The sequence below is a fragment of the Flammeovirga aprica JL-4 genome, from assembly GCF_012844305.1.
Taxonomy (GTDB): domain Bacteria; phylum Bacteroidota; class Bacteroidia; order Cytophagales; family Flammeovirgaceae; genus Flammeovirga; species Flammeovirga aprica.
This window is the reverse complement of the sequence record NZ_JABANE010000002.1, coordinates 86,357-105,147: the sequence shown is the minus strand read 5'-3', so window position 1 is coordinate 105,147 and position 18,791 is coordinate 86,357. Positions and strand designations below refer to the sequence as shown.

At 36.0% G+C, this 18,791-nt stretch carries 15 protein-coding genes; 9 read left to right on the top strand and 6 right to left on the bottom strand.

Annotated elements, in window-relative coordinates; genetic code table 11:
* Positions 1-138 precede the first annotated feature (138 nt).
* Positions 139-1,635, bottom strand: coding sequence for a caspase family protein (locus HHU12_RS01160; protein WP_169654307.1), 1,497 nt, complete (start codon positions 1,633-1,635; stop codon positions 139-141).
* Between the two features lie 290 nt (positions 1,636-1,925).
* Between HHU12_RS01160 and HHU12_RS01155 the strand changes: the two genes are divergently transcribed.
* From HHU12_RS01155 to HHU12_RS01140, 4 genes are all read left to right on the top strand, one after another.
* Positions 1,926-4,022, top strand: a complete 2,097-nt coding sequence (locus HHU12_RS01155) for a glycoside hydrolase family 97 protein (RefSeq protein WP_169654306.1) — start codon at positions 1,926-1,928, stop codon at positions 4,020-4,022.
* 15 nt (positions 4,023-4,037) lie between these two features.
* Positions 4,038-6,533 (top strand): glycoside hydrolase family 2 TIM barrel-domain containing protein, encoded by a 2,496-nt coding sequence (locus HHU12_RS01150; RefSeq protein ID WP_169654305.1) that lies wholly within the window; start codon positions 4,038-4,040, stop codon positions 6,531-6,533.
* A gap of 154 nt (positions 6,534-6,687) precedes the next feature.
* Positions 6,688-7,839 (top strand): AAA family ATPase, encoded by a 1,152-nt coding sequence (locus HHU12_RS01145; RefSeq protein ID WP_169654304.1) that lies wholly within the window; start codon positions 6,688-6,690, stop codon positions 7,837-7,839.
* On the top strand, positions 7,839-8,741 hold the full coding sequence (locus HHU12_RS01140) for an HNH endonuclease family protein (RefSeq protein WP_169654303.1): 903 nt from the start codon (positions 7,839-7,841) through the stop codon (positions 8,739-8,741). Before HHU12_RS01145 ends, HHU12_RS01140 begins: the two co-directional genes overlap by 1 nt.
* A gap of 105 nt (positions 8,742-8,846) precedes the next feature.
* Here the strand turns inward: HHU12_RS01140 and prmC are convergent, their stop codons facing one another.
* Positions 8,847-9,677 (bottom strand): peptide chain release factor N(5)-glutamine methyltransferase, encoded by an 831-nt coding sequence (prmC, locus tag HHU12_RS01135; protein ID WP_169654302.1) that lies wholly within the window; start codon positions 9,675-9,677, stop codon positions 8,847-8,849.
* A gap of 207 nt (positions 9,678-9,884) precedes the next feature.
* On the opposite strand from prmC, the gene HHU12_RS01130 reads away from it, so the two are divergent.
* The gene (locus HHU12_RS01130; RefSeq protein WP_169654301.1) at positions 9,885-10,373 is read left to right on the top strand and encodes a hypothetical protein; all 489 of its coding nucleotides are present in this window, start codon (positions 9,885-9,887) and stop codon (positions 10,371-10,373) included.
* A 457-nt stretch (positions 10,374-10,830) separates the two neighbouring features.
* On the opposite strand, the gene HHU12_RS01125 is transcribed toward HHU12_RS01130, so the two are convergent.
* Positions 10,831-12,129 (bottom strand): Y-family DNA polymerase, encoded by a 1,299-nt coding sequence (locus tag HHU12_RS01125; protein ID WP_169654300.1) that lies wholly within the window; start codon positions 12,127-12,129, stop codon positions 10,831-10,833.
* A gap of 760 nt (positions 12,130-12,889) precedes the next feature.
* Between HHU12_RS01125 and HHU12_RS01120 the strand changes: the two genes are divergently transcribed.
* The 3 genes from HHU12_RS01120 to HHU12_RS01110 all read left to right on the top strand — a co-directional run bounded on the left by HHU12_RS01120 (position 12,890) and on the right by HHU12_RS01110 (position 14,332).
* Complete coding sequence (locus HHU12_RS01120; protein WP_169654299.1) at positions 12,890-13,255, top strand: hypothetical protein; 366 nt, start codon at positions 12,890-12,892, stop codon at positions 13,253-13,255.
* A gap of 176 nt (positions 13,256-13,431) precedes the next feature.
* The gene (locus HHU12_RS01115; RefSeq protein ID WP_169654298.1) at positions 13,432-13,941 is read left to right on the top strand and encodes a DinB family protein; all 510 of its coding nucleotides are present in this window, start codon (positions 13,432-13,434) and stop codon (positions 13,939-13,941) included.
* Between the two features lie 172 nt (positions 13,942-14,113).
* Positions 14,114-14,332 carry a Rho-binding antiterminator gene (locus HHU12_RS01110; protein WP_169654297.1) on the top strand — a complete coding sequence of 73 codons (219 nt, stop codon included), beginning with the start codon at positions 14,114-14,116 and terminating at the stop codon, positions 14,330-14,332.
* Positions 14,333-14,399: 67 nt separating this feature from the next.
* Here HHU12_RS01110 and HHU12_RS01105 read toward each other — a convergent pair whose 3' ends face one another.
* The 3 genes from HHU12_RS01105 to HHU12_RS01095 form a co-directional block, all read right to left on the bottom strand.
* Positions 14,400-15,809, bottom strand: a complete 1,410-nt coding sequence (locus tag HHU12_RS01105; RefSeq protein WP_169654296.1) for a family 43 glycosylhydrolase — start codon at positions 15,807-15,809, stop codon at positions 14,400-14,402.
* 322 nt (positions 15,810-16,131) lie between these two features.
* Positions 16,132-17,622, bottom strand: coding sequence for a PP2C family protein-serine/threonine phosphatase (locus HHU12_RS01100; RefSeq protein ID WP_169654295.1), 1,491 nt, complete (start codon positions 17,620-17,622; stop codon positions 16,132-16,134).
* A 57-nt stretch (positions 17,623-17,679) separates the two neighbouring features.
* Positions 17,680-17,982 carry a DUF6787 family protein gene (locus HHU12_RS01095; protein ID WP_169654294.1) on the bottom strand — a complete coding sequence of 101 codons (303 nt, stop codon included), beginning with the start codon at positions 17,980-17,982 and terminating at the stop codon, positions 17,680-17,682.
* Positions 17,983-18,146: 164 nt separating this feature from the next.
* Between HHU12_RS01095 and HHU12_RS01090 the strand changes: the two genes are divergently transcribed.
* A complete protein-coding gene (locus HHU12_RS01090; protein WP_169654293.1) occupies positions 18,147-18,470 on the top strand; it encodes a DUF6686 family protein in 324 nt (107 codons plus the stop codon).
* The last annotated feature ends 321 nt before the right edge of the window (positions 18,471-18,791 follow it).

Below are 18,791 nucleotides of genomic sequence, written 5' to 3'. Positions count from 1 at the left end.
GTTTCTTTCAGAATAAAGTGTTGTGTAGAAATGTCTCTCCAAAATGGATAATTATTTCCCCTCCATAAATCCATTTTAAAAAAGAAACCACCTCAATGCTTACATCAAGGTGGTTTCTATTGAAGCTGTAAATTGATATTATTTCGCTTGCGTATTGATAAAGACAAATTGTCCGCCTTCGTCACCTACATTATGCAACGTACCAAACTGCGGAGCATTCTCACTGTTGTTGGCTACGGCATCATTAAAACGATAAAATAACTTTGAAGCGGTTAAAAACTTGTCACGATTTTCTTTCAAGTTTTGAAGAAGATATTTCGCAAAAACACTTTCATCAGGAACAGTTTTTAACGTACCACTCGTCATGCCTTTTCTACTTCTTTTTTCATAGTAATTGGTAATGGAACGATTCGCGTCAGCAAAAGCACTTCTTGAAGGTTTGAAGATACTGCCACCAAAGCATGAGTCTGAAATCAGCAGAATATGTTTTGCATCGATACCTTTTAGCTTTGTACTCAAGTTGGCATTCGCGAGCCAATTGGAATCATCTCCTTCTACTGCATCAGATGGTAACCAATAGCCTTCTTTTACTTTTTGATCATAATACCCATGACCTGCATAGAAGATAATTACATTGTCATCATGCTTTACATTTTGTCTGAGTTTATTCAGTGCTTGAAGTACTTCCGAACGGGTAGGATCAGCAAGGAAAATGATATTTTTAGGGAGGAAACCGTATTTCTGTACCAGTATGTCATTGAAGTTTTGTGCATCTCTTAGAGGAAAGCGAAGGTCATTGATAGAGTTGTCTTTATAGTTTTGAACACCAATGATCAGTGCATGATAATCACCCGCTTTTTGATAATTACTTGTGTTGACTGGGTTAGTGATGACCAATCCTCTAGCGTCATTATTGTTAGAAGGTTGTGAGGCTACTTCAGGTGTCGGTTGGGTATAAGTTTGTATTTGATCTGTATTGATCTTAGAAACTCTAATGTAATCCACACTTATTGAAGTTCCTTCTGCAAAGAAACCCGTGATGTCCTGATCTTGTTGTAGTGGTTGATAAGGAAAAGAATAGACGTATTGTTTATTGATAAAGATGTGATACCATTCGCCTATTTTTCGGATTAAGAAATGGTTGAAATCATCTTTATGAAGCACCTCAGAATAGGTTTTTTCCACAAGATTATGTTCAACACCATTGGTCATCTGCTGAATTGTATAATAACCCGTTCTTGTAAAGCCAATTCCGTAGGCATTTTGTCCGTCAGCAGACATTCCCCATATCAATCCGTTATCATTATTTTTTTGAAAGTCCTCATGCTTTATACTGGTTTCAATTTCAAAATCTTTCAGTTGTGTATAACCAAAACCTGATTTGATTTCTACTACCATTTCATCTTTAGAGTAAGAGGTTAATCGATATTCCCCTTTTTTAATTTTACTTTCACGGACCTCATCCGATAAGTAGTTTACAATGGTCCATTCATTTCTATTGTCATCGAAGTTTTCAGAAAGTACGGCTTGCTTTGCATACTGTGGTATGGTTTCAAACTTTCTGAAATCTTGAGCAAGTGAGATTTGAGTCAAAAACAATAAGAGTAAAAAGAGTAGCTTAGTCAATTTTTTCATAGTAGAGGAGCTGTTTAAATTAAAGTTGCAATTCTGAATGGTAAGATTATTATTTTTCTTGAGTATACTACTACCAAGCGAACTGAAATTAATGTATTGATACTAAAAAGAGGCTTTTCATTTCTATGATACCTTCTGCTATCACTTCCAAAAAACACCATTATTATAAGGTAATAATTCGTCAAAAGTCATACAGGACAAAAACTACCCGACTTTTCATAGTATTTGTACGGCTTTCGTAGCCTCTGCTTTTTTACTTTGGAGTATTAAATTGACAAACCTATTAAAGTATGAAATCTGAATTATTACTGTTACTCTCTTTAGTGTTTTTTTCCTGTGGAAAGAACGAAACACTTGATGTCTCATCTCCAGATGCTAAAAACAAAATCCACTTTTCCATCAATGAAAAAGGAAATGTTTTTTATGAAATTCAAAGTGTTGGACGCCCTGTTTTGTCAAAATCGGTAATGGGTTTTACGTTGAAAAAAACAGACTTGAGTGAAGGCTTTGAAGTATTATCTTCTTCCACTACGACGCATTCTTCTGTTTGGGAAACGGTTTGGGGAAAACATCAGACTATCACAAATCATTACAATGAATTGACGTTACATTTGAAGCAAAAACAAAGTGGTATTTTACTGGATCTAATCGCGAGAGCTTATGATGATGGTATCGCATTCCGTTATGTTTTTCCTGAGCAGGAAGGGCTGAAAGAATTTATTATTATGGATGAAAAAACAGAGTTCAACTTTGCGGGAGACTATAAAGCATGGTGGAATTTTGCGGATTATGATAATTATGAAAAAGAGTATTATAACTCACCGATTACTTCCATTGGAGATACGGTGAATTTTGCCCGAAGACCTGATAAAGAGGAGCGAGCAAATATGTGTAATACTCCTTTGACAATAGAAGTGAGTGATGATTTAGTGATCAGTATTCATGAAGCTGACCTGACGGATTATGCTGGAATGAATTTATTGAATCAAAAGAATGGTCCGAATCTTAAAGCCCACTTGACGCCTTGGATGAATGGTGATTTGGTGAGAGCAAAAACGCCTTTTCAGAGTCCTTGGAGAACGGTGCAAATCGGTGAGAATGCAGGTGATTTAGTAGAATCTAATCTGATTATGAATTTAAATCCACCCAATGTTTATAAGAATACAGATTGGATAGAAACTTATACTTATATCGGTATTTGGTGGGAATTGCATATCGGTAAAACGTCTTGGGCGGAGAAAACACAATTCGGGAAGCCTTTACCGAAAACAAGACCGCATGGCGCTACGACTGAAAATGCCAAATACCATATTGATTTCGCCTCAGAGCATGGAATTAAAGATGTGTTGATTGAAGGTTGGGACAAAGGTTGGGATGATATGACGGGTTCGTGGACCGGTTATGGTATTTTTGATTGGAGTACTTCTACAAGCGATTTTGATATTCAAGAGGTGTGTGACTATGCCAAGAAAAAAGGGGTGAGGATGATGATGTATCATGAGACGATTTCGGATATAGATCATTACGAACCAAGGATGGATACGCTGTTCAAAATGTGTCGAGACTTAGGAATTAAGACCGTGAAAGTAGGGTATACGGGTGATGTGAATTACGACTATGACAAGAACACTTACAGACAGCATCACCATGGACAATATATGGTGCGTCATTACAAAAAAATGATTCAAACAGCAGGAAAGCACGAATTACTTATTGTTAATCATGAACCTATCAAATTTACAGGTGAACAGCGAACTTACCCGAATATCATGGCCCGTGAAGGGGTAAGAGGACAGGAATACAACGCATGGAGTAAAGGTAATTCTCCCGAACATGGTGTGGTACTTCCTTTTACAAGAATTTTAGGCGGACCGATTGACTTCACTCCGGGTATTTTTGAAGTGATGCTTCCGCAACGAAAATGGGCCAAGTTTGAAATCCGTGTAAGAACAACTGTCGCCAAGCAATTAGCTTATTACTTGACGATGTTCAGCCCGATTCAAATGCTAGCTGATTTACCAGAAAACTATAAGGGAAAACCTGCTTTTGAATTCCTCAAAAATGTACCAACCAACTGGAGTGAAACGAAAGTATTGAATGCAAAAATTGGCGATTACTATACAGTTGCTCGAAAGGAAAGAGGAACGGATAACTGGTATTTGGGAAGTATCACAGATGAAAATACACGTCAGCTTACGGTAAAATTAGATTTCCTTGATCCAGATAAAACCTATGAAGCTACCATTTATGCAGATGGAAAAGACGCGGACTGGGTCACAAATCCTTATCCAGTGGAAATCTCTAAAAAGAAAGTGACATCAAAGGATAAATTAGATATCAAATTGGCAACTAGCGGCGGACAAGCCATTGCATTTATCGCCCAATAATAACAATAAACAACAATGAAAAAGATAAAAATATATAGCTTCTTGTTTTTGCTTTTCGCACTGCTTGGAGCATGCAATACCAAAGGAACATCACCAAGAATCACTGCTGATTTTAATGGAAATTGGCAATTCTACTGGGCCGATTCTATCGATGCAGAAATGGTAGAAAAGGACAAAGTACAATGGAATGAAGTGACGTTACCGCACGATTGGAGTATAGAAATGGACTATACACACGACAATACAGCAGGGTGTACAGGCTATCTTCCTGGCGGAATTGGGTGGTACAAAAAAACGTTCACTGTGCCTTCTGAAGCAAAAAATAAGAAAACTTGGATTGAGTTTGATGGTATCTATAGAGATTCAAAAATCTGGGTCAATGGTAAATACGTAGGCGGAAGACCTTATGGTTATGCGGCCTTTAAAATCGACTTGACAGATCATTTGAATTATGGTGAGACGGCCAATGAGATTATCGTAAAGGTCAACCGAAAAGCCTTTATGGATGCACGTTGGTATCCCGGAAGTGGTATTTACAGAAATGTAAAATTAGTAACAGTCAATCCTGTTCACATTGCTCATTGGGGTACTTTTGTGACTACTCCTGAAGTGAGTAAAGTGGAAAGTAAGGTAGCCATTAAAACTTCTATTATTAATGAGGAAAAATCACCGAAAAGCATCAAGGTGACACAACAAATCAAGGATGCTAAAGGAAAAGTAATACAGTCTACTTCTTCGAAAATACAATTGAAAGAAGGAGAGAATAGTTTGAATCAAGAATTGCTGATTGAAAAACCTTTCCTTTGGTCAGATGAAAGCCCGAATCTTTATCAGATGCTGACTACATTGGAAAGTGAAGGGGAAGTTTTGGATGAATACACGACTACTTTTGGAGTGAGATCGATTCGTTTTGATGCTCAAAAAGGCTTTTTCCTTAATGGAGAAAATAAAAAACTAAAAGGTGTGTGCTTACATAATGATGCAGGTGCAGTGGGTAGTGCCGTTCCGATTGATGTATGGAAACGTCGACTTCGTATCTTAAAAGAAGCGGGAGTCAATGCCATCAGAACGGCACACAACCCTGCATCAGCTGACTTTATGGATCTATGTGATGAAATGGGCTTTTTGGTGCAAGCAGAAGCATTTGATGAGTGGACGGTCAATAAAAACAAGTGGATCGATGATAAGCCCAATGCTTGGAAATATGACTTTGGAGAGAAAACAACAGGTTATGCAGGTTTGTATGAAGAATGGGCGGAACGTGATTTGAAAGACATGATCAGACGTGACCGCAACCATCCTTCAGTGATAATGTGGAGTATCGGTAATGAGATAGAATGGACGTTTGGTTACTATTGGAAAACGGCCATTTCTAATCAAGCAGACTTCAATAAAGTATTGGATCAAACAAGTGGAGGAAACCTTCAATTGGTGGCATTGGCCCGTCAACTGCATCAATGGATCAAAGAAGAAGATACCACACGCCCTTCTACAGCCGGAGAAGTACTACCTCAGGCAGGAAACCTAACAGGCTATTGTGATGCCGTGGATGTAACGGGTTATAATTACCAATCTCATCATTATGATGCTCATCACGAAGCGTACCCGGACCGTGTGATTTATGGTTCAGAGAATTTTGCACAGTGGCAGGAATGGAAAGACTGTTTGGAAAGAGATTATATTTCGGGCGTATTCTTATGGCCTGGTATCAGTTATTTGGGTGAAACAAGCGGTTATCCAAGCAAAGCCCTAGATATTGGTTTGATGGATATTGCAGGTTTTAAAAATCCGGTTTACCATTTCTTCAAAACGTTCTGGCAGGAAAAACCTGTAGTGTACTTCGGTACTCAAAAAACAGAAGCGTCTCATTATTTATTAGAAAATGGAAAAGTTGTAGAAAACCCAGAGAAGAAGAGACCTACAAAATGGCATTGGGCGACACTGAACAGTCACTGGAATTACCAAAACGATGAATCTGTGTACATAGAAGCATATACGAATGCAGAAGAAGTAGAATTATTCCTCAATGATAAATCATTAGGCAAAAGGGCATTGAAAGAGAATGAAGATAGAATTCTAAAATGGATTATTCCTTATCAAAAAGGAAAGATAAAGGCAGTGGCCAAAACGAAAGGTAGTGTTGTAGCGGAATACGAAATCAAAACAGCTGAAAAACCACAATTTGCTCAGTTGAACCTTGATCAGCAAACAGTAAAAGCCAACGGAAAAGACGTGGTACATGTAGTGGCTCAATTGCATGATGTCAACGGAAACCCAGTAAAGCATATCGATAAAGAAGTCCGATTTAAAGTAAAAGGTAATGCGAAAATTATTGGGATTGACAATGGTCTTACCAATAATACTAATCCATTTAAAGCAGATCATTGTATGACTTCTAAAGGCAGAGTTTTATTGTTGGTGCAAGCAGGGAAAACGGAAGAAAAAGTGGTTGTAGAGGCCTTAATGGATGATATAGTGGTGGGAGAAAGTGAGTTTGAAATGACTTTTTAGAAGGTTGTTTCTGGAAGTAAAAACACCACTGACTAAATAAAGAAAAGTCTCAATCGGACTTTCAAGGTTTATGATGATATTCTTATGCTTTGAAATTCCTTTTGAGACTTTTATCTTTATTTTCAATTCAAACATTCCAAAAAAATCATAGTATATGAGTCCAGAAAAGTATTCTTTAAGTTATTTGAAAATTGAAAACTTCAAAGCAATTAAAAAAGCAGAAGTGGATTTGTCAGATAAGGCATCATGGATTTTTTTGACAGGAGAAAATGGATTCGGTAAAACGTTAGTGCTTCAAGCTATTGCGAAAGGTTTGAATAATGAAAATACAAGGATTTATCTTGATGATTTTAGCACGAGTAAAGTAGGTACTAAAATTACAACTCGTATCAATCAGAGAGAGGAAATATTTGTTGTTGAGAATAGCAAGAAAGGATTTGATGCGTTAAATATTGATTACCGTTTGGTTGGATTTGGAGCTAACCGTTTGAATATGGGGAGCGAACGTAGTACCAAAAAGCGTAACCCTTTAATGAGTTTGTTTGATGTAGAGCCACTATTACGAAATATTGAGAGTGAAGGGTTAAGCCGATGGAGATTTGATAAAAGATTTGAAGAGAGATTCTATCAAGTCAAAGATATATTCAAAGAATTACTGCCGAACCTACACGATATTACAATTTCTGATGACTCAGATTATACCGTTTTATATTCAGAAAAAGACAATGAAGGCAATGTAGTACAAGAAGGGTTGAGTTTTGGAGAATTAGCTTCCGGATATCAAAATATCATAGCCATGATTGGTGATATGATTTTGAACTTATTGGATTATTCTAAAGGAGATAAAATCAAACATATCAGAGATATGAAAGGGCTTGTTTTGATAGATGAAGTGGAGCTGTACCTTCACCCTAAACTTCAAAAAGAACTTCCTTCCATTTTGTCCAACATTTTCCCTAATGTGCTGTTTATTGCTTCTACACATAGCCCAATTCCTTTACTGGGAGCACCTGAAGGCAGTATTTTTCTTAATGTTCAAAAGTCATTGGAAGAAGGGATTACGATCGAGCGTCTCTATACTTTAGAAGAACAAGTTGCCTCTTTATTACCTAATACGATACTCTCTTCACCAATTTTTGGGTTGCAGGATATTTTCTCTGTTCAGCATGATGAAAACAAAAAGGTGAGAACAGAACCGACTTATGATGAAATCATAAAAAGAGACGAGAAAAAGAAAAAACTAACGAAAAAGGAAAATCCAGAGTTAGATAACATGCTGAAATCCTTTATCAAAAATAAAAAATAATGAGAAGCAATAACCAACGAGCAACACTTGATATACCCGAACGATTAACACGGCCTACAACTACTTCAAAATGGGAGCAAATTGCCAAAAAAGAGATAGGAAAAGACAAGATTTCGGGTGATGTATATAAGGGTAAAAAGAGAATAAATGGAAGAGATGTTTTAGCAGGTAGAAACACACTGTCTGAAATGTATCACCATAAATGTGCTTATTGCGAAAGCATCGAACATGCACCAGAAGTAGAGCATTACCGCCCAAAGAAAAGAGTGGCAGAAGATAGTGATCATGAAGGGTATTATTGGCTTTGCTATGAATGGACAAACCTTTTGCCTTCTTGTAGATATTGTAATGTTTCTCCGGGAAAATTAGATCAGTTCCCAGTTCTTGGTCCAAGAGTTTATAATGCTCCGATTGAGGAAAATGGTGTTTTTAATAAAGACAGATGTCAATTGGATGCTCAAGAATTGTTGGACGAAAAACCGGTACTTTTACATCCTGAATTAGATGAAGTGGAAAACTATTTTACTTTTCAAGAAAATGGTAAAATACAAGGAGTAGATGAAGAAGGAAGGGGAGAAGGTACGATCGATATCTGCTTTTTGAACCGAGCAAATTTATTAGCAAACCGTCAACAGGTAATAGATGAAATTGTAAGAGATTTGGAGGACTATTTCTTAATGGTAAACCCTACAGTTCCTCAAAGTGGTGATATGATTAAAAGCCTTATTAAAATTAGGCTTAAGCGATTGACACTGGATTGTTCCATAGATAAAGAGTTTTCACTTTTAAAAATGATCTGTTTCAGAGATTTTGAATGGTTAATCATCGCTCAATTTCCAGAAGAAGCACAAAGGGAATTTTTAAAGTTGGTTTATGAGGATTTTTTGGAGGAAAATTTTTAGAAGAGCTTAAAATAGTACTTTTAATTTCGGAAGTAAAAACACCACAAGCTACAGCATTTAACTGTAGTTTGTGGTGTTTTTTATATTGAAATACAATAAATTAATCTAAATCATCCCTTTCACTATTCTGTCTTTGCCTTGGAAATCCTTAATGATTTCAGTTTTTGTAAAACCTCTTTCCAGCAGTAGTTGTTCCGTTTCTTTCCCAAACTGTTCATTGATTTCGAAGTAAAGCCAACCGTTTTTCTTTAATCTTTTTTGAGCAAGATCAGCAATTCTTCTATAGAAAATCAAAGGATTATCATCAGAAACATAGAGGGCTAAATCAGGTTCATAGCGGACTACATTTTCATTCATAATCGCTTTCTCAGCTTCTGTAACGTAAGGAGGATTGCTGACGATGATGTCTGGCTGATCAAGGTCGTCGAGATTTTCTTCCAGTATATTTTTATGGAAAAAACGGGTAGATGCTCCTAGTTTTTCAGCATTCTTTTTCGCTTTTTCAAGTGCATTTTTATTGATATCGAGCCCAATAGTTTGAAGGTTGCTTTCCAATGCCAATGAAATGGGAATACAGCCTGAACCTGTTCCTATATCAATTAGCAACCCTTCCTTATGGTTTTGTAAAATGTGCCACACCAATTCCTCAGTTTCAGACCTTGGAATCAATGTATCTTTATTGAGTAAAAACTTTCTTCCGTAAAAGTCCCCTTCTCCAATAATGTACTGAATAGGTTCATGATCCAGCAGTCTTTCCAAGTCACTTTCATATGTTGTAGCCTTAACGTCTATCTCTTTTTGATCTAAGAGGATGTTCACTTTATCCAGCTGAAGGCGTTCCTCTAACCAAATATATGCAATACTCTGAGCTTCATTTCCATCATAGATTGAGGTTAATGCTTTGGTCAATTGCTGATGTAATTCTTTTGCCTTCATAAGTCTATTTTCCTTTTTGTTACAAAAATATTTATTGTCCTCCAGTTTTTTTGTTAAAGACTTCTTAATAGGACTTAAATCACCTTTTTAACAACCTTGTTTTACTTAAAATCACTTGTTTTTTGCTAAAAAAATATCATATTTGAAACGATGTTTCATTTTTTAATATGACTTCACAATACTACGAATATTATTATCAGCACGAAAATGATTAAAACTAGGAAAAACGCAGCTCCCTCGAAAGAATCCATGGTTGAGATGACCATACAATACATTTTAGATGGTGGAGAATGGTCTCTGAGAAAGTTAGCTGCGCACTGTGGTACTACTACCAAAGTTTTTTATACTCGCTTTGACGGAGAATACGGATTGGTAGATGAGATCGTAAAATTCATCGGAGAACGAAAAGCAAAACAATATCAAGAATTAGAACAGACTATCGCTGCCTTTTATCGTTTTGAAATCGACTTTTTTTACAGCAACCAAATCTTAATTCAGTTTTTAGAATCAAAAGGAAGAGGTGCAAACCCTTTTATGCTTTACATAAGAGATGCCTATATGAGCCTTTTCAATGGGGATGTCAATAAAATGATTTTTGCCGGTACCGTAATGTTAGGAGCACAATCAATGCTGGCAAGAGATATAAAAGTTGAGCATGAGGTTATTATAGAATACCTCACCAAAGGGGTAGAATAACACTGTTTTTATACTTAAAAGAAGGTTTAAATCTGTTGTTTTTTATGGGTTTGAACCTTTTTTTCGTGTTAAAAAAATCAAAATATAAAAGAAAAAGGTCGTGCTCATAGAGCAGGACCTTTAACAACTTAGCTAAAAACTAAAACCAATTAAAAATGAGTTCTTTATAAATATCCTCTTGACTTATCAAGAGTACTTTATGTCTTTTTTGTTTTGTACTTATCTAACTGAATTCACTTGATTTTCGTTCCATCATTAGGAGAAAGTTTAATACCTTTTAACTCCTTCTTAGAAATGTACATTACAAATGTCAGTAAAATCCTATAATTATGCAATGCATTTGATAGAAAAAGTTACTGCTTACGTAATGTTTTTTTCATTTATGTCATAAAAGTCCATTTTTAAGCCTTTTGGTACATCTAAAGTGTGTATACTTCTTTAGTTATTTCTAATAAAATTATAGAACAAAAGCAATTTCGTTAATATTTGTTGTGAATTTCCGGGACTTATTTTCCTGTTTCATCTCAAAAGGCTGACGGGCGGCAAGGCGCTGAGAAGCAAAGACTAATGTATTTTTTCCATACCGTCTGTTGATACGATCTAAGGTACCTAGCAATTGGTGTTTTTTCTCAACCTCATTTACATTGTGCACTTTGTTGAGTGTTTGTTGAAAAGAATGATTGGGTGTGATTTTGGTCAGGTGAACGCCAGCCTTTTTGTAATTGTGTCTTTCCTTGAAAACTTTTTTTAATAAAAAGAGCATTGCCTTGATTAAAACTGCAGTGTCATCGGTGGGTACATCAAGTTTTATTTTCTCACTTCCGTAATAATGATTTTGTTCTCTGTGCTTGTCCGTCATCACAAAAACGGAGATCTGCTGTGTCAAACTATTTTGCTTTCTGAGTTTCTCCGTAACCGACGCCACAAAGCCACACATGATTTCTTTCAGCTTTGCCCAGTCATTAACAGGTTGGGCAAATGTTCGTGCTGTGCCTATGCCCTGTTTAGCAGGAGGCCTTTCTTTGAACGTATGACATCTTACCCCTTGCAGTTCTTTGTAAATACGCCAAACCGGGGCATGCCACTTCTTCTTGATATAGGCTTCTGGCAAGTCCATAAAGCTACCGATGGTAAACACATTATGTTCCTGCAACGACTTACAATGCTGTCGGCCGATTCCCCACAGTTCATCAATGGGCCAATGTGCAATACACTTCCGGTCGGCCTCGTACGATGTCAACTCACAGACTCCAGGAAAATTAGGATCTTTTTTGGCAATATGATTGGCCAGTTTAGCCAATGTTTTTGTACTGCCGATCCCCACAGCTACGGGTACACCGGTTTGGCTTTTTATATTATCACGGATCAATGCCCCAATTCCAGTAGTTTCTTCTGTGTTGGTAAGATCTAAAAAAGCCTCATCAATAGAATATACCTCAATCGCAGAACCGTATTGTCTGAGCAGTGCCATAATACGCTGAGATAAACTTGCATACAAGGCGTAGTTGGAAGAGAAAACCGCCACTTCCTGTTTCTGCATCACAGATTTCATCTTAAAGAAAGGAGTTCCCATTTTAAAACCCAGTTCTTTTGCCTTTTTATTACCAGCAATCACACAGCCATCATTATTAGAGAGTACCACCACAGGTTTGTCTTCTAAATCAGGTCTGAATACGACTTCGCATGATGCATAAAAGCTATTACAATCAATCAGCGCATATTTATTTTGAGGTCTCCCCAGCAAGTCTTTTGTCATTATTCCTATTTATGTTTTTAATGTAGAATGTGTATAGTAGAATTATCAAAGGGAGAGTAGTCGTAAATATAATAATTATGTTTAATAATTAATCAAAATATGTTTAAAAAATAACCAAAATAAAGAGGTGATGATTTATTCTATTCTATCTCCATGAAAATGAAGGAAGAGGAGTTTTATGGGAGAAAATAATTTCTTTTTATGAAAAATTTTTAAAGAAAAATGATATGTAAAACACTGACTTTGAATGTGTAGTAAAAAAAAGATTAAAATTAACATTTATTTTTTATAAAAAAGGTAGGGGAAAGGAGGGGGTAGGTGTATAAGATATAGAACACACAGAGAGAACATCTTCAAAATAGATAAAGCGTCGTTTTGAAGTCAAGATATATATATGATTCATCTAACGAATCAATTATTAAAGATTATAGCAATGAGAAATAGTTAGTTTTTGGGTTGGAAAAGAGCTTTGTTTTACGGAGCTCTTTTTTTATGTCTCAACTTTTATACTCAAAGGGGAAGTACAGAGTACTTACGGACTATTTGCACACTGAAAACTATACTTTTAAAAGAGAACGTTGTACGAATTCCATTTCCGCTAACAAATTGAGGCTCTTAATTGTTAATGCAAATCAATAAAACGAACGCAATGAGGAGGTTAGGAGTTAAATAGTAAGTGAACATTATTAACCCATTACATTACTGAAGCGGTTAAATGTCTGCGACATAAAAGCATTGTAATACTTAAGGAATTAATACTATGAATATCTCATCATCTTTTCTATCAGAAATTTTAAAAGAAAAATTTTATGAATATATAAATTCTGCAGATCTAGTAGAAGGGTTGAAGTTAGCACGTATTGCTCATGAGGGGTTAGCGCCAGATGATCAAGAGGAATTGAAGGTATTTATAAAATCTCACAATATCCCGCATTTAGAGGCGATTATTGAGGAGTTAGATAGAAGAGTTTCTTTAAAATCAAAAATTGTAGACTTGCAAGAGGAATTAGACCGTCTTGTGAATATACAATTTAGTAAAGATTTAAAATATAATGTGGAGGAAGAGATAAATGCGTACATGGATAGAATTATTCTATTAGAAACATGTCAAATGCATCAGAACTAACCTCCTTTCAACCAGTTATGATTCTATATAAAAAGTACAATATCAGGGTCTTGTAATACAAAATTGTGTTGCAAGACCTTTATTTTTTTTCTTAAAATACTTTAAAAGTCCTATATTTTTTTTGTAAATTCAATGGACATTACGCATCAGTACTATCATCACTAAGGATCTATTTCATGTTGAACACTACTAGAAAATTACGTAAGAGATTTATTGAGTTTATTAACCAATTCTCCGCAGAGGAATTAAATAGCATTCCTGTTGGATACAACAACAACATCATTTGGAATTTCGGACACGCGATAGTCACCCATCAACTGCTCACCTACGGCCTCTCCGGCTTGACGCCACCCATGGACCCGAAATGGATTCAGATGTTTCGCAAAGGTTCAAAACCAGAACGAAGCCTCACAGAAGATGAAATCAATGAATTGAAGTACTTGGCTCTTTATCTACTCGAAAAACTAGATGAAGATCAGGTAGCGGGCATTTTCAGGAAATATGAATCCTATGTCACAGGCCTTGGAGTAAGAATTCACACTGTAGCGGAAGCTGTTGAATTTAATAATGTACATGAAGGAGTACATTTGGGGTATGCGTTGGGTATGCGAAAGGCATTACAATATGAGGAGGAACAACAAGAGGAAGACATTGTGCAAAAGGAAGCCGTGGTGGTAAGCCAATAGCTTTTTAATGAACGAGATCAGATTTGACGCTTGTTCGCACTTTGGTGTAATAACTCAAAACGAAATGTAATGAACGGAAAATGTGGGGTGAAACTGCATTTTCCGTTTTTTTGTGATCTTAATTGTCAGTTATTAAAATTCGCAACTACTGATTAAAAAACACCTATAAGTTATGTCAGAAAATAAAAAATATAAACCGATAGCTTGTGCCACTTATGATCAATATGAAATATGGGCAATGCATGGAACAGTACTTCATTTCCAGCTGAAGGACCGTGAGGTGAAAGCAAAAATAAAAACACTCACTGTAGTAGATAAAGTGGAATATGCAGTGCTTGATAATGAAGATAAAGTAAGATTAGATGAAATAGTAGAAGTGAGTGCTGTATAGAAAAAGGTGGTTCTGAAAGTTATAAATCAGAGCCACCTTGTTTTCGATTTAGTTCTTGTGATTAAAATTAATGTATTACAATTTCATTGACTTCCCATTCACCTTCACTTACTCCCACAGCTGGCTGTAATGCCACCTGCATAATTCGTGATTTGATATCAGAGAAATCAGCCAAGTCTATAGTGTATGTTTTGAATTCACTTTGATTTGGTTGGATTGGAATACTTACCCATTGTTGTTTGTCCCAGTTGAGCTGTTCAGTTCCTGTTTTCCAAAACCCTTTCCCTTCATTTCTAGAATAAACCGCAAATTTCATTTCCTTGGCCTTTGTACTGTTCTTTATATTAAAAGTTACCTTAGAACAAAGATCAGATTGAGTATACAACCAAGGTGCACTCTGTATCAGGGCATTTTCTTCATTTATTTTTCCTTTGATCCTCCCGTCCTTATAAGTGACCTCAGTGCCATTGATAGCAGTCCAGCCCATTGTGCTTTTCTTAAACTTAAAAGGTCTGCCGGGGGAAGGATACATATGATCGTCTTCAGGGATTAAGACCGTATTGTCTTCATTGAAAAAGACAGGCTTTAGACTTGCACCTCTGTAAAAAGCACAGATATCATGGTTTTCTTGTAACACATATAATTGTCCATCGGTCCATTCGAAGAAGCTAGTGTGACCACCTTCCAAAAATGCTCCTTGATATTCATAAGGGCCGTAGAGGTTTTTGGCCATAGCATATTTATTACCATAGACCAGATAATACCACTCTCCTCTTTTAAACAAGGTCGATTTATCACTTACTCTGATTTTTTTACCTTTCTTATCCTGTACTAAAATAGGTTGAGGTGCGGTGGTCAGTGATTTCATATCTTCAGCCAGTGTAGCCATATAATAGGTGCCACTACCAAAACAGATCGTATACACTCCATCTTCTTCATAAATTTCAGGGTCATAAGGAGATTCTTTAATGATGTCTGTTGGGAGTAGTGGTTTACCGAGTAGGTCTTTGTATTCACCATTTATTTGATCCGCCACGGCAACGCCCGTATTGTAATAGCGGTTGGAGAAGAACCAGTAGTACTTTCCATTCCTTTCACAAATATCACCTGCAAAACAGTTAGGAACATCGCCGATATAAAGGTCTTTTGGGTGGATGCTTCTGTGATATTCCCAGTCTTTAAGGTTGGTGGTGGACCATACTTCCCATCGGTCCATTGGAAAAGAAGACGTAGGGTTCCATGATTGATCATGTCCGCAGATAATATACAGCGTATCACCTTTCATCAGTGCATGAGGATCTGCCATTCCGTGCTCTTCTACTATAACATCCACCTTAATAGCATCAGGATTAATGCCATAAGTGAGTTTGGATGACTTTTCTTGCGTAGAGCAATTAGAAAAAGTAATGATGGAGAGAAGAGTAAGTAGGGTTGCTAATGTCTTAAAATAATCACTCATCTTGTTATTTATTTTCATTTCTTAAAAGATGAGTTAAAATAAAAAGAGGAAGATTAAGGCTAGGGTGGTGTATAGAGATACCACCTTAGTTCAACTTAATTTAGCCATGTAAGTACATTGTAAACTAAGTTTTTTTTACAGTATCTAGAAATCAGGAGATTTTTGATGATCTGTAAGAGACTAATGATGCTATTGCTTAACATTAGTAGAAATGGGCTTTCTACCTAATACGTTTGGTGGTACGCTCCCTGGCCTTGAAAGTAGGCCATATAAATCTTGTGAAAATATCGATTGAAAGCTGACGATATTTTTAGTTTACAGTGTAGTAAATAAGATAGGATTAAAATCTAAAACCTGCTACAAGTACATCATCTACCTGTATATTATCTTTCGTTTTAGTGTCTTTCCAATTGAGAAATTCAGTAGCAAGCTGTTGTTTTTGTACAGCCGTAGGTTCATTGGCAATTTCCTGTAATAAAGCTCTGAATTGATGGGCGGTGTATTTTTTATCCAATATACCTCCAAATTGATCCCTGAAACCATCAGAATAAAGGTACATCATCATGCCTGGTTCTATCTCAATGGAAATGTTCTGGCATTTATTGATTGGAGAGATATTTCCCCCAATGTAATAACGGCCTCCTCTATAAAATTCCAGGCCTTTTTTCTTCACAAATAAAACAGGACTTTTAGCTCCACAGAACGTAATCAGGTTTTCATCATGATACAGCGGTACACGGATCACAGACAAAGCCATACCGTCATTGTTGTGAGTAGAATTTTGTTGTAGCAGAGTATTGAGGCGGATATGCATCTTCTCAATGATATATTGAGGATCGTCCACGTTTTCCTGTGTAACCAAACGGTTGAGGATAGAGACGCCTAACATGCTCATTAAAGCACCCGGAACGCCGTGCCCTGTACAATCTCCCACTACGATCACTTGTGCGTTTTCTGATTTTCCAAACCAATGGAAATCGCCACTCACAATATGTTTTGGAGCAGAGTAAGTGAAATATTCTTTTACTTTATCAATATTGTAAAAAGGAAGAGGGAGCATTGCATTCTGTATGCGTTGCGCATAATGAAGGCTCTCCTGCATATCATTATAATGGTTGGCAAGGATGTCTTTTTGTTGATTGATAAAATCGGTTTGTTTTTGAAGCTTTTCATTTTGCTCCAAAGTCAGTTGGTAAAAAGTATCAGATCTATTTTTTTCTTCCTGCAATAAAACATGATTCTTAAAGTTTTGGAAGGTGTTATTGTATTTTAAAATAATGACAATAACGCTGGTAATACAGATAGCAATGAAGTTAGGGATATGATAAGTGGAGTGAAATGGACCATACTGATAATATATAGCCCCTAAAAAGAACGATGCACCAATACCTATGATACTAATGGCAACATAAGCAGGCATGATGCTGTAGATTAATACGATCAATTGAAAAGCAGTAATGATATACAACCCGGAAAGAAAATGATCAGGCTGTTCGTAGGTCAGAAAAGTGACCGCATACAAGCTATAAATAATAGAGGCAATAGTGACGGTGTAGAAAGGAATCCAATAGTTTTTCATTTTCCCTTCCATTGAATTCGTAAAACGAAGTATGATCAATATCAAAGATAACATGATAGAAGGAACCCTACTGAAAGTAAATGCAGTGGAAGGCTCAAACATCCTGAAATCATCAAGGACATAATAAGAAATCACTATCAAATAGCCGATAAAGAAAAAAGGAATAGCTGTATAGCACTTTCTAATTCGTTCTTGATAGTATAATGCTAATAAGTTATCATCACTTTTAGACACCGTAAATGGCTGAAGCATAAATATGAATTGCAGTATTGAAATAAGTAAATTAAGAGGGCAAACGAAATGATATTGTTACTTTTTACCGATCATTCTTCTGAACATTCTTTTTTCAAATTCCCAGAAAAACTTAAACTGTCCCAATAAAGTGCCCCAAATGAGCAAAAGAACCTGATAACATGGGAGGCCTATAAAGAAAAACGCTAGTACTCTGATCCAGGTACTTGTTTCATCCGTAATTCCAAATAATGGGTAAACATAAGGCTTCACAGTGTACATAAATGTTGTACCTGTGAGGGCAAAAACCAGCAAAATAACGCCTACTTGCCACCCGCTTTTCACATTCCACCTCTTTTTTAGTGTATCTATAAACCCCATATTATCGACTTAAATTGTCTATCAAAGTTAATGAAAAAAGAATTAAGATATGTTTATTCTCATATAATTTATCATCATTTCATTGCAAATCAAAATATGTTATTTATATTTGATCTAAATAAAAATAATAAACACTTCATTGTGTATTAAAATAACATTGCGAAATGTGTAGAGCGAAGAAATTATACTCAGAAAAAGAACTAATTATAAGTCAATGTCAGGATTGCAAAAAAGTAGGCATACAGCTTAAAGGTTTGCTATTCAATTTTGAACAGAAAGAATTTTTCAATTACGCCAAGAAGGTGAACAGTATCGATTTTAATCAACATGCTTTTCAGTTTGCAGACGATGAAATGAAACTGATATTGAAAACAAAAGATAAACAAGTGAATTACTGTTTGAGTCATGAAGAATTTGAAGACCTGAAGACAGGGATGCAGATTGCTATTTTAATGATTGAAACGGAAAAGATCTTGAGCAAAGTATAAAGATATAATAACCCAGTAAACTATAAGTTTATAAAATTCCCTATTGGTTTATGAAGTATTAAACCATAATCAAGTGTCGATCAACGATAATTTTTCGTTGAAGTTTCCTATAATATTTATGTATATTACATAACCTTAATCGCATTAAACCTCAGTTATTTATATAGCTGAGGTTTTTCATATTATAAGACCTCACGTAGTCCACTACGTGTCGTTGATTTTATGCAGAAATCTTTTCTCGTTTATTGCTTACTTTAAAACTTGAAAAATATCGGTGTTTGATGGGGTTTTGCGTAGCAGGCTACGCTTCTACGTGAAGTT